Origin of the sequence: Streptomyces sp. AV19 (genome assembly GCF_015999245.1) — a bacterium.
Taxonomy (GTDB): Bacteria; Actinomycetota; Actinomycetes; order Streptomycetales; family Streptomycetaceae; genus Streptomyces.
This window is the reverse complement of sequence record NZ_JAEAMR010000043.1, coordinates 1-11,684: the sequence shown is the minus strand read 5'-3', so window position 1 is coordinate 11,684 and position 11,684 is coordinate 1. Positions and strand designations below refer to the sequence as shown.

Here is an 11,684-nt window from a genome sequence, read left to right as displayed (position 1 = left end):
CCGAACATCGCCTGAAAACACACAACCCGGCCGCTACGAAAGTCGGGGCAGCTCACCCCGCTGCCGTGGGGTGGACTGGTGCCCGCCCCACGGGCGTCGGCGCGTTCGGTGATGTCGTACGCTGAGCAGCCATCCTTCAGCTCCTGGCCTCCGCCACCGAGCTGGGCAGCATTATGCGTCGGCGAGTCCACGAGCCCCGTGGAGCCGAGGGATCGAATGCCTTCCGAAGTGACCAGGCGTCAGCGATCCGGAGGTCAGGGCCAGGAGTGATCAGGCCCGAAGACGTACCCCCGATCCCGGGCGGCTTCGTCATCAGGGCCCCAAGGGGCCTGTGATGAAGTCCCCGTCACGAGTGTACGGCCAGGCATTCGACTTGCAGCCGTGCAACCCCTTGATCTGCTGCATCATCACCGGAGCGAGACGTCCCGGGCCGGGGCAGTACATGTGCATGTGGTAGCCGATCAAGTATCCGACCTCCTGGTTGATGATCAAGTGCCGGTATTCGCCGGGTAGCCCGTCATACTCCGGTGAACCGGTCACCCAGCGTTTGAGGTTGACGATGACATCGTCGGCCACCTTGCAACTCAGTTCGCCTCCGGTGTCGCTGGCAGGGGCGCACAGTTTGTCGGTGGTGTGCGGAGTGGCAATCTTGATGGTGATATCGGCTCTGCCGGAAACCGGCTGGAAACGCCCCTGGCCATGTGCGGCCCAACTGCGCGGATCCGTGAGAATCTTCTGGATCTCGGCGGCGACATGCTCTGCGGAGAGATGTGTTCCGTCCTCCACCTGCACTTTGTAGAGCCGCAGTTGACCTTTCTTGCCGATGATCCGGCCGGATGCGTGGGCTGTGGTGAAGGTGCCCGGACCGGACGACGGCACTGTGGCCGTGCTGGGACTCTGCGACGGCTTGACCGACTTCTGCGGTGCCGACCGGAGCGCGTCGGAGTTCTTCTTCTGCTGCTTGGCCTGGCGGGCCTTGTCGTTCTGCCAGATCGCGATCGACGCCCCGCCGGCCACGGAGAGCATCAGCAGGAGTCCGAAGAACAGCAAGAACGCAGCTATCCGGACGAGCAAGGGCTGCTTCCCGCGATGTTTGCGACGGCCTCGACGCCTTCTGCGTCCCCGGGCACAGCTGTTGTCCTGGGAACGTCGATTGGCCAAAGTCGTCTTCTCCGTCTCTTCGCTGTCGTTGGCCTGGGTCTGCTGGCAAGGCTACAAATCATCGATACCGCTGCTTGTCGCCCATGGGTATGCGGAACATCCGCCGTTGGTTGACCGCAGTGGCGCTCGCTGAGAGGGCACGATTGTTCCCGCTGGTCCAACTGCTGACCTTCGGCCGGACGGCTGTCGATGCGGTGTACTTCGCACGGTCTCATTCTCCGGGTGAGCCCCTCCCCTACCAGGCCACCGCCTCCGAATCCTCTCCAAGGGTCATCGGTCGCCGGAGCGGCCGGGGCGGTGGAGAACGCGGCGCGGCAGCGGGGTGTCGTAGTGCTCCTCCACGAGGATGAGGCCTTGGGCGTGCAGGAGGTGCAGGCTCTCGCGGGCGAGCAAAGAAGGTGTTTGCTGACTGCTGTGCAGCCGAGACTCGCGGCGAACGATGACGGGCGCGTCGAGTGTCGCTCGAAGGCCAATCCGGTGGTGGCCGCGACTGCGCCGATGAGGTGCATGCGTTCACGAGTCCGGCGGAGCCGGGTTGGGGAACCCGAAGGGCAAGGACGGTGTCGAGGCCCAACAACAGGAGGACCTTGTGCATGCCGGAGAACAAGCCGAGCCTCATGGTGAGGACGGCTTGCCGGTATGCCGCGGGAGTTTGCTCAGCAGTCGTGCTCAGGCCCAGCCTCAGGCCATGTGGAGGGTCCGAGGGCCATCCTCTGTGGTGTAGTGGGCGACAGTGATACCGCAGGAGACCAGGACCTTCTGGCAGCGTGGGCAGGGGCGGGCCATCATAGGGGCCCCGTTCTTTCCCACGCGCGCGACGTAGACGACGCTGCCGTGTGCCCTCCGAGTACGCCGTAGGAGGACTTCTTCGGCATGGAAGGTGGCATGGCGGAAGTCCGTGGTCGGAGAGTTGCGCTGAATATTGGTGGCATGAGTCAGGACACGGCTTCCTCGTACGAGGACGGCTGCAACTCTGAATCGGCATGGGGATCGCTCGGCCTGCTTGATAGCAAGGCGGAGGAAGGCATGCAAAGACGGGTTTCCTTCTGGGCAGTATGCGGACTCGGCAAACTGTCAAATCGCCGTAGCAAGTACAGTGGTTGAGATCGGTGGGGAGATTTCGGGGCCCAGCCAGGTCAGGCGAAGCGCGTGACATAGGGGCACGGCAGGAGATGCCGAGGGCCCAACCCGAGTTTGCCCAGCACCTCGGTACGGATCTTCACAGGGGACGGACCGCCTGTGAATTCCGCAGAAGCCATGCCGCCCAAGCGGACGCGATCATGTCGCGCACCCCATACTTGGCCTGCCAGCCCAGCTCATCCGTAGCTCGTCCGGCACACGCGACAACACGAGCAGGGTCACCAGGGCGACGAGGGGTTACGCGAGCAGGCAGATCCTGGCCGGTGATCTTCAGTACCAGTTCGATCATTTCGCGGACCGAAACGCCTTCCCCACGGCCGATGTTGAGAGTCAGATCTGCGCCGGCGCGATTCGCCCGGAGTTTGCGGGCCGCCGCGACGTGGGCATCAGCCAGGTCCGCAACATGAATGTAGTCACGGATGCATGTGCCGTCGGGCGTCGGGTAGTCGTCACCGAAGATATGCGGCGGCTCGCCGGCTGTCAGTTTCTGGAAGGCCATCGGGATGAGATTGAAGATACCGGTGTCGCCGAGTTCCGGTCTCGCCGTGCCCGCCACGTTGAAGTAGCGCAGAGTCGCGGTGGCGATGCCGTGGGCCTGGCCGGTGGCGCGCACCAGCCACTCTCCCGCCAGTTTTGTCTCGCCGTACGGGCTGATCGGGGCACAAGGGGTTCCCTCCGTCACCAGGTTCGTATCCGGAGTGCCGTAGACCGAGGCTGAGGAGGAGAAGACGAACCGCCGCACATCACCACGGACCGCCGCGTCGAGCAGGGTTCGCAAACCCTCGACATTCTCGCGGTAGTAGAGCAATGGCCTCTCGACCGACTCACCGACTTGCTTCTTGCCGGCGAGGTGGACAATGCCTGTGATCCCCCAATGCTTGATGGTTCGTGAGAGCTCAACAGTGTCGAGGACCGTACCTATCACGAGGGGTATGCAACTCGGAACATTGTTGGCGGTACCTGTCGACAAGTCGTCGTAGACGACAACGTGTTCGCCAGCCTCGATCATAGCGTGCACGACATGGGAACCGATGTAGCCGGCCCCCCCGGTGATCAGCCAGGTCATGAGTTCTTTCCAAAGTGATGGGGTGAGTGCGTTGTCAGTTGTCCGGTCAGCCGCATTTCACTACGTTGCACGTTTCCGCATCATTCTCCAAAGCTCTCCGGATCTCGGTGCTGACCGTTACAGAACATCGGGGACCGATTGACATCACGGAAGACTCGACACTCCCCGGGCACTTATAACAGGCACACGGGATGGTTTCAGAAAGCGGAACTCATCGATCTCTCCAAGATCCGGGTTGAGGTGGTACCGCTGTACCACGGTGTCCTTATATATGGCCCATGCAAGCGCGGTACCCTGCTCGGCCTCGCTGCACCTGTGGTCTTCACTGGAAGGTACCAGGAACATCGCATGCAGCCATTACTGGGACAAGGGTCATTAACCGGTTGTCAACTTCCGAAGGGCGCTGACCAACCTATGATGACGGGCCGGTAACACGCCTCGTGAAACGTCGTTCGCTACAACCGTGTTCGGGCCAGTCCAGCGGATGGACCTGGCGTTCCCTGCCTACCTGCTCGGGGTTTCGAAGTCGACGGCCCCATCGGCGGTTCTTGATCCGGCCGCGGGTCGGGGTGGAGTCAGCCGCACGAGGGCCAGTCCGCCTCACTACATAGGACACGTACGGCCCGTACTCGGGGCGGCGGCATCAGAGGTTTCGCGATCTCCCACGACCAAGCACCTGGATAGGACACTTCACTGGCTCCCTCCCATCATGGGGAGGGCGCCGGTCGGGAATCTGCCGTCCGATTATCAATCTTTGGATACAGGAGTCACCCTTCAACGGCAGGATAGATCCTCCAACCGTCTTACAGTCGCCGGTAATTACCAGATTATCAAGGCGAATTGGAAGTGATGGTGGAAGATCGTAAGCCGCCGGTTCCAAAACAGTCCGTACCTGTTCCCGTCGACCAGTACATCACTGGCCAGTGGAACACGGGCTCGATCGGGAAAGGGCCGCTAGCGGCTCCCCGCCAGCCTGACGACATCAAGGCCCTTCAGTCCGGCGAAGCCCAGACGAAAACAGAGGCCGCATCCGGACGGGACGTGGCCCAGTACGGGCCTCGGGAGAGCACGTCGAAGCGTGAAGCCCGCACCGACGCCGGTGCTGCGGAGCCCCTCTCCCCTGACGATCCCGCAGCCCTGCCCGGGACCACCAAGCGCAAGGCCATCCTCAGCCGGTTCGCCGGCCGCTCCCGGCGTCGGAACAAGCGGCTCGTCATAGCCGTGTCCTGTGCCGTCCTAGGGATCGCGGGTATCAGCACTGCAGCGGCCATGTCCGGTGGAAAAAAGGCCGTACCGAAACCTCCCGCTGCCGCCACCTCGAGCGTCGCCCCTCAGTCTCCGGCGGCCGACAGCGGTCCGGATGTATCACCACAGCCCACCCCAAACTCATCCACTGCCTCTGCAGCACCCGCAAACTCCACTCAGAACACCAACAGTTCGGCATCCGGTAAAGGCGGCAGCCAGACCAAGTACGCGCTTCCGGTTCCCCGGCCCGGCCTCAGCGCACGGTTCAACCAGGCGGGCGGCCGTTGGGCCCACAGGCACACGGGCATCGACTTCCCTGTGGGCCACGGTGAAAACGTCATTGCCGCCACCGGCGGAACCGTCACGACGAAGTACAACCGTGCTTATGGCAACATGATCATCGTCACCTCGCCCGACGGCATCGTGACGTGGTACTGCCACCTCAGCAAGTACGAGGTCCGCTCAGGGACCGTGCGGGCCGGGCAGGTCATCGGCTACGTCGGCGCCACGGGGAATGTCACGGGAGCACACTTGCACTTCGAGGTACGAGTCGGAGGCAAGCTCGTCGACCCCGAGAAGTGGCTGCGCAGCCACGGAATCAGCCCCACCTGACGGGAACCGGACGAAGGACGGGCCCGGCACTGCTCAAGCGGCGCCGGGCCTCTTCAATGCCGTCAGGCACCGTTTTCAGGTATTGACCGCTCGTTCACGCGGACAAGCGCTGTGCCGCCCACTCGGTGGACGATCGAGGCCGGGGCACCGACGGTACTCTGCTCCGTGCCGAGTGACCGGCGGCCCGGGGCGAGGCTGCGGTGGCGATACCCATCTCATAGGCGATGATCGCCGCCTGCGTACGGTTGTCCAGTTCGAGCTTGGCGAGGATACGGGAGACATACGTCTTCACGCTTGATCCGGAGAGGTAAAGGGATCGGGCTATCTGAGCGTTGGTCATCCCGGCTCCCAACATGGCGAGGACTTGGTGTTCGCCCCGGCTGAGCAAGGACAGCTTCTCGGTGGCACCGTGCGCGCGGATCGGTGTGTGATCCGCCGCCCGGCGCACCAGACTCGTCAGTGCCTCAGGAGCGATCACTCGGCACCCCGACACGACGGTGTGAAGCGCTGCGAAGAGTTCCTCGGGCCGTAGATCCTTCAGCAAGAAGCCACAGGCGCCGGCGTCCAGGGCCGTCCGCACCTGGGAGTCGCCCTCGAAGACACTGAGCACCAGCACCATCGGGGGTTCGGGAAGTTGCATCAGGCGTCGTGTGGCCTCGACTCCATTGATACGCGGCATGTTGAGGTCCATCAGGACAATGTCGGGTCGGTGCATACTCACTTGGGTCAACGCCTCGGCGCCGTCACCGGCCTCTGTGACCACTTCGAAGTCCTCCGACGAGTTGACTATCATGGTCAGGCCTACGCGAATGATGGCTTGGTCATCCACGATGGCTACACGAATGGGCATGGGCCTCCTTAGCCTCTGTTCTCTCGGATGCGGCAGGACTGTCCGGGCACGGGCCGTTCGGGCGGCGGCCAGGGATCGCGGGGTCCGGCCCCGGGAAATCCCGGGCGGTTATTCGGGGAGCGCGGCCGGGAGTGCGGCAGCCACCCGGAAGCCCCCGTCATGTGTCGGGCCGACGGTCAGTTGACCACCGACCTCGGCGACGCGGCGGCGCAATCCGACCAGTCCCATGCACCCGGAGCTGCGCAGTACGCTGCCGGTTGCCGGACCATTGCTCACCTCCAGGGTGACCTGATCGGCCTGGAACGAGAGATCAGCGCGGATCAGAGCGCCCGGAGCGTGTTTGGCGGCATTGGTGAATGTCTCATGGCAGAGCCGATGCAAGAGGACCTCCACATCCTGCGGCAATTGCTTGACGGTGCCGTGCAGTTCGTATTCGACGGCCATGCCGACCGCGGACATGTTCTTGGCCAGACCGGCGAGGAAATCCGCACAGTTGGCGGATCCGACCAGTTCGGTCCGCTGTGTGCTGGTGTCCCTCAAAGCCTTCAGCATCTGCCGCAGATCGCTCATGATGCGCTGCGCGGATTCCTGCAGTGCCGTCGCTCCCTTCCTGGCCTCGTCGCAGAGGCTGGGCAGTTGTTGCAGAGCACTCGCCCGCAGCACCAGGAACGTGGCGTGGTGCCCGATGTGGTCATGGATGTCGAAGGCGAGCCGGGTCCGCTCCTCCAGCAGGGCGTATCGGACCGCGTTGTCGACAGCGCTCTCGGATTTCTCCAGGCGCTGCCGGAGCAGGTCACGCAGGGCCTTCTGGTCGCGGACGATGCTGCCGAACACGGCAGGGAAGACGATTTCCAGGACCACATCGCAGCACAGCATCGCAAAGGTGTCGTCGGCCGTGCCGATGATGCAGCGGGTCGTCGTGTAGATCACGGCGACGGTGGCGACCAGGGGGAAGCGCAGTCTCCCTCCGTAGTGTGCGACTGAGTAAGCCCCCGCGAACAGCAAGATTCGTTCGTCAAAGGCGAAACCGGCTGCAAGCCCTGCGAGGAGACAGACTTCGGGGCAGTGTCGGCGCACCAGCAGCGTGGCCGCAGCGACGATGGCGATTGCCACATCGGCGAAGTAGCAACGGACCAGGCCGGTTGCATCGAGTCCGGGGAGTTCCAGACATGATGCGAACCCGACGAGCAACGCGATGCCGATGTCCCACATCGTCTTCCGGTCCATGCCCTCCGGGGCAAGGAGCAGAAATCGGTGAACCCATCCGGAATCTGAGGAGCCGGCGGGGAGGCCAGGCACCGGATGCCGTGGCCAGGACGGCCGCTTCGTTATGTGAAGAAAGCCGAGGATGCCTTCGGCTGAACTGTCCGGACTGAGAAGCTTGAATGCGTTCATATACCAGAGTTTTCTGAACAAAACATCGGTCTACAACAGCTCGGAAAAGGACACAGGACCGGGAACCGGAGGCTGCACGGCGAGCAGCGGTCAAGTTTCAAGGATCTGGGCGCGCCGAAGCTGTCACACCTTCGGCACACGGAGCGGCTGACATCGCCGAGAGGCCAGCCTAAGACGAGCTTACCTTGTCTGATGGGTAGTCAGGGAGAGTATTCCAATCAACTTTTGGCCGACATCGTGCGCTGCGCATGTCATTAAAAGATGGATCTCCATGGGCCAGCAACAACCTTTGTACGGAAGGTCGTTGCCCGTTTCGGTGACACGTCAGGGGGGATGCCGCTCCTTGCTGCCGCGTGGCTTTAGGATCCACAATGATCATGCTCAAGGGCAGTGCAGAACGAACGAGGGAGTCGAATGGCCGCGTCCGTGTTGGTGGTTGACGACCAGGAATCGATCAGGTCGGCGCTATGTCTTCTATTGCAATCCGAGCCGCACTTCGAAGTGATCGGAGAAGCGGCGGACGGCGCGGAAGCCGTCGCCCAGGCTCGCACTCGCGGCCCTGATGTGGTGCTGATGGATGTGCGGATGCCACGACTCGACGGTATCGCTGCGACGGAACAGCTCATGCGATTCATCCGGCCGCCCAAAGTGCTGATGCTGACCAACTGTGCAGTTGATGACCGGGTGTTGGATGCCCTCGAAGCCGGGGCGGCCGGATTCCTTCTCAAGGATTTGTGCCGGCAGCAGCTCACCTCCGCACTGCGGACCGTGCTGGCCGGCGGCCGGGCCGTGTCCCCGGAGGTGCTGGACAGCCTCGTCCACCGGGCGTCTCCATCCGGCTGGGTGAACGACACGGGTCTGCAGCAGCGATTGGCGCAACTGAGCGAGAGTGAGCGGCGCGTCCTGGAACTCATCCGCTCCGGCATGACGAACGCTCAAATAGCTCGTCAACTCTTTCTGTCACAGACAAGCGTGAAGACTTATGTATCCCGTATGCTCACGAAACTTGGTCTGGAGAACCGAACTCAAGCGGCCATCCTCGCCTATGAGGCACGACTGACCGGCATCGATCGGTAGTATGGTTGTGCTGACCTTCTACCGACACGGATCCCGGCCTGAAGCGTGACCGGATAGCGGGCGAATTCCTCCGGTTGAGATGTCCAGGAACTTTGGGCTACCGTCGGCCAGCCGGAGAGTCTGGCCTCTCACACCACCCAGGGGAACTTTCATATAGCGGCAGGAATTCGTCGGGCGCGAGGCCGGTACGCCGCAGCAACGCCCGTATCCGGGCAACGAGCACACTTCCCTCGCACGGCTGGTCCACGTAGTCATCGGCACCCGCCTCCAGGCTGCGCACCACATCGGAGGCATTGCTGTACGAAGACAGCATCAGGATCGGGATACGGCTCTGCTTGCGAAGCCTTCGGCACACCTCGATGCCATCGAGGCCGGCCAGCGTGGAATCGAGGAGAATCAAGTCCGGGCTCTGCTCACACATGGCCTCCAGTGTGCTTCGGCCGTCGTTCGCAGTGGTCACAGTGAAGCCATACCGCTCCAGAGTCCTGCGAACTGTGCTGTGGGAGGCCCTGTGGTTTTCGGCGAGGAGCAAGTGTGCCTGATTCCCCGAGGCCGAAGCGGCGAAATCGCTTGTCATGGTTCTCTCTTGCCTGGAATCCTCTGGGGCAGTGGCCAGGACCGCCGACTCCCAGTCTCCCTTGAGTGGAGTGAGGCTTGCTTCCGACACTACGTTCCTGCCCGTACAGGGCTTGTCATCCATAGGTGTATGCCCAACCACCCATGGCCGATATAGTCACCTCGGAACTCCCGTGGTAAAGCTCCAGCTATTGGACGCCTATACAACAGGCTGATCCGGCAGGCTAACGCCTTTCTGCACCGTCATGAGGTGGGAGGATGCCTTGGCCTTGATCCGCTTCCCGTAGGCATCCCAGCCGCGTTCGAGCGGCGTGGTTCCTCCCCAGATACCGAAGCGCTCGGGCATGGTTTCGGCATGTTCGAGACACTGTGCGGTGACAGGGCATCTGCCGCAGATAATCCGGGCAAACTCGATCCTCTTGAGATTGTGGCCGGTGGAGAAGAAGATTTCATCGTCGACATCCGTGCAGGCGGCCTCTGCGAACCAGCGAACAAGCCTGAGTGGGCCCAAGGCGCTAGCGGGCTCGGTGCAATGGGAATCCGTGACAACCGAGGAAGAAGAGGTGATCTTGCTTGTCATGTCCTTGAGATGATGTAGAGGGGATATAGCCGGAACTTGGGGCGGCCCTAGTACAGTTGAACTGCGGGGGTAGTTAAAGCGGCCCGGCGATCGTTTCCGTCACGGCCGGATCCGGGTCAGTGGGCGGCGGGGATGTGCGCGGAGCTCACCCTGCGTCGGAGCACCCAGTACGTCCGCGCCTGGTATGCGGGAATGAAGGGATCCGCGCAGCCGACCATCGCGGCCATGAAACTACAGGGTTTAGGCCGAGGCAGAAGCGCTTGAGATGGTCTGGCTGTACTCGGGGCCGGTGTCGACGGGAGCACATAAGGGCTGCGCGTGGAACTGCGTGGCCAGCGCGCATACCAATCCCGCAGCGGACAGTGCGAACGTCCAGCCGCCCTTGCCAAGTTCATTCAATGCGACCGCAGCGGTGATGGCGAGAAGGACGCCCGAACTCACTTGCAGAAAGACCAGCAAGACTCCTTCCAGGGCCAGGACGAGGATTGCGGAAAGCCAGGTGGCGAGCCGCGCCCGTTCGAGCAGAGCGCTCTCGGTCCGCAGCACTGGCCGGTGACCCAGCCGGTCGGCTGGCCGTGCACTTCGCGAAGTCGTCAGGCTCACTGCTGGTGTCCGTCAGCGCCATGTCCGGCTTGGCGCTGAAGAGGTCGAGAGTGATCCTCTGACAGTCGGACCGGGATGACGCATGGGAGGGGAGAACGCTCGGGGCCAGTGTCACCGAGCCGGTATTCGCCAGGGCTGCATTTCCACCACAGCCTGTCGGCAGCATGCAGCGGATCCTGACGGCCAGGACGGTGCCAACGCGGTGAGTGTCTCGGTTCATAGGCCTCAAGCCTAGGAGCCCCGGGTCGTCGATGAGCTGCCCGAAGGTAGACAGCCGAAAACCGATGGTTGTCCACCAAGCGTCGATGGTTTTCTCTCGTGCCTCTTATGGCGAGGGAACGCAAAGATCGAGCCTCTGCCATGCCTCGACGCCCGAAGGCCCTTTTTCTCCGGGTTTGTCAGCGCTGTTCGCAAATTGCTCAGCGACCCAGTCGTATCCCTCATACGACACCACTAAGGATCTTCAGCGTTGCCGCTCGAGGGTGAGGATGGCCTGGGTCATTGACGTGAGGCGGTTGGGACTGCAGCGTGCCTTTCGGAACAGGCGCCAGCACTTGAGGCGGGCGAAGGCCCGCTCGACCGGCATCCGCAGCCGGGCATGCGCCCGGTTGACGGCTTCCTGTTTGGTCGTGAGGTCGCGTCCGCAGTGCCGCTTGAAGGGCGTGCAGAAGGTTCCGCCGGCCCCCTCGTAGGCTTTGTCCGCGAGGGCGGGGATCTTCAGCCGCTCACAGATGGTGATGATCCGATGGGTGCGGGCCGCAGTGATATCGACGGTCCGGCCCGGCAGCGCGGGCGAGAGCCAGAGGAGTTCGCCGACGGGCCCGGTGACGGCCTGGATGTTCACGCCATGCCGCCTTGCCTTCCCGGAGTAGTCTGCTTCCCTGTCGCCGACGCGGTCGCACTCGGCGATCGTCCCGTCCACCAGGACATACTCCGGCCGAGCCTTTCTCAGCACGCGAGTGAGGGACGGTGCCCGGGCAGCCAATAGCTCGGTCACGCTGTGTACGTACGCATGGGCAGTGCCCTCGCTGATCCGGAAGCCGGCCGCGAGCTTCGCCAAGGTGATGTGCTCACGCAGATACACCAAGGCCACCAAGGCCCTCTGGGAAGGCCGGAGTTTGCACCGACGGTCACCCTCGCGAGTGACGATCAGCATCGTTACCCACTCGACGAGGGCGTGCGGCAGGTCGAGTGCGCAAGGATAGACAACCAACGAGGCCCCCTGGCTGCTGGATTGGGACGTCAGACATCCCGCTCAACAGTCCGAGGGCCTCGTCTGTTACGGCTCGCCGCCGTCACCCCATCGGTGGTCACGCTGAAGATCCTTAGAGGTCATCTCATTTGGTGAGTCTGCGGTAGCAGATGAGGGTGGCGGCGAT

General features: G+C 62.9%; 12 protein-coding genes. 2 read left to right on the top strand and 10 right to left on the bottom strand.

Going from position 1 to position 11,684, the window contains the following annotated elements:
- Positions 1-312: 312 nt before the first annotated feature.
- The 4 genes from I5Q34_RS32895 to galE form a co-directional block, all read right to left on the bottom strand.
- Positions 313-1,074 (bottom strand): DUF3152 domain-containing protein, encoded by a 762-nt coding sequence (locus I5Q34_RS32895; RefSeq protein WP_234429894.1) that lies wholly within the window; start codon positions 1,072-1,074, stop codon positions 313-315.
- A 357-nt stretch (positions 1,075-1,431) separates the two neighbouring features.
- The gene (locus I5Q34_RS35665; RefSeq protein WP_267912069.1) at positions 1,432-1,554 is read right to left on the bottom strand and encodes a hypothetical protein; all 123 of its coding nucleotides are present in this window, start codon (positions 1,552-1,554) and stop codon (positions 1,432-1,434) included.
- Between the two features lie 288 nt (positions 1,555-1,842).
- Positions 1,843-2,193, bottom strand: coding sequence for a hypothetical protein (locus I5Q34_RS36215; protein WP_199896165.1), 351 nt, complete (start codon positions 2,191-2,193; stop codon positions 1,843-1,845).
- Between the two features lie 187 nt (positions 2,194-2,380).
- Entirely contained in the window at positions 2,381-3,367 is a 987-nt protein-coding gene (galE, locus tag I5Q34_RS32885) for a UDP-glucose 4-epimerase GalE (protein WP_199896164.1), read from the bottom strand.
- A gap of 849 nt (positions 3,368-4,216) precedes the next feature.
- Here galE and I5Q34_RS32880 point away from each other — a divergent pair.
- A complete protein-coding gene (locus I5Q34_RS32880) occupies positions 4,217-5,224 on the top strand; it encodes a M23 family metallopeptidase (protein WP_234429895.1) in 1,008 nt (335 codons plus the stop codon).
- Positions 5,225-5,318: 94 nt separating this feature from the next.
- Here the strand turns inward: I5Q34_RS32880 and I5Q34_RS32875 are convergent, their stop codons facing one another.
- Together I5Q34_RS32875 and I5Q34_RS32870 are read right to left on the bottom strand one after the other, a co-directional pair.
- A complete protein-coding gene (locus I5Q34_RS32875; RefSeq protein ID WP_199896162.1) occupies positions 5,319-6,074 on the bottom strand; it encodes a response regulator transcription factor in 756 nt (251 codons plus the stop codon).
- Positions 6,075-6,182: 108 nt separating this feature from the next.
- Entirely contained in the window at positions 6,183-7,469 is a 1,287-nt protein-coding gene (locus I5Q34_RS32870; protein ID WP_199896161.1) for a sensor histidine kinase, read from the bottom strand.
- Between the two features lie 414 nt (positions 7,470-7,883).
- Between I5Q34_RS32870 and I5Q34_RS32865 the strand changes: the two genes are divergently transcribed.
- Complete coding sequence (locus tag I5Q34_RS32865) at positions 7,884-8,546, top strand: response regulator transcription factor (RefSeq protein WP_199896160.1); 663 nt, start codon at positions 7,884-7,886, stop codon at positions 8,544-8,546.
- A 97-nt stretch (positions 8,547-8,643) separates the two neighbouring features.
- On the opposite strand, the gene I5Q34_RS32860 is transcribed toward I5Q34_RS32865, so the two are convergent.
- From I5Q34_RS32860 to I5Q34_RS32845, 4 genes are all read right to left on the bottom strand, one after another.
- On the bottom strand, positions 8,644-9,123 hold the full coding sequence (locus I5Q34_RS32860; protein WP_199896159.1) for a response regulator transcription factor: 480 nt from the start codon (positions 9,121-9,123) through the stop codon (positions 8,644-8,646).
- Between the two features lie 198 nt (positions 9,124-9,321).
- Entirely contained in the window at positions 9,322-9,702 is a 381-nt protein-coding gene (locus tag I5Q34_RS32855) for a WhiB family transcriptional regulator (RefSeq protein WP_199896158.1), read from the bottom strand.
- Positions 9,703-9,942: 240 nt separating this feature from the next.
- On the bottom strand, positions 9,943-10,248 hold the full coding sequence (locus I5Q34_RS32850; RefSeq protein ID WP_199896157.1) for a hypothetical protein: 306 nt from the start codon (positions 10,246-10,248) through the stop codon (positions 9,943-9,945).
- A 520-nt stretch (positions 10,249-10,768) separates the two neighbouring features.
- On the bottom strand, positions 10,769-11,518 hold the full coding sequence (locus I5Q34_RS32845; protein WP_199896156.1) for a transposase family protein: 750 nt from the start codon (positions 11,516-11,518) through the stop codon (positions 10,769-10,771).
- Positions 11,519-11,684 lie beyond the last annotated feature (166 nt).

What these genes read in the sequence shown, in the direction of transcription:
- galE (WP_199896164.1), bottom strand. Translation starts at nt 3,367, where the DNA reads ATGACCTGGCTGATCACCGGGGGGGCCGGCTACATCGGTTCCCATGTC.
- I5Q34_RS32880 (WP_234429895.1), top strand. Translation starts at nt 4,217, where the DNA reads ATGGTGGAAGATCGTAAGCCGCCGGTTCCAAAACAGTCCGTACCTGTT.
- I5Q34_RS32875 (WP_199896162.1), bottom strand. Translation starts at nt 6,074, where the DNA reads ATGCCCATTCGTGTAGCCATCGTGGATGACCAAGCCATCATTCGCGTA.
- I5Q34_RS32870 (WP_199896161.1), bottom strand. Translation starts at nt 7,469, where the DNA reads ATGAACGCATTCAAGCTTCTCAGTCCGGACAGTTCAGCCGAAGGCATC.
- I5Q34_RS32865 (WP_199896160.1), top strand. Translation starts at nt 7,884, where the DNA reads ATGGCCGCGTCCGTGTTGGTGGTTGACGACCAGGAATCGATCAGGTCG.
- I5Q34_RS32860 (WP_199896159.1), bottom strand. Translation starts at nt 9,123, where the DNA reads ATGACAAGCGATTTCGCCGCTTCGGCCTCGGGGAATCAGGCACACTTG.
- I5Q34_RS32855 (WP_199896158.1), bottom strand. Translation starts at nt 9,702, where the DNA reads ATGACAAGCAAGATCACCTCTTCTTCCTCGGTTGTCACGGATTCCCAT.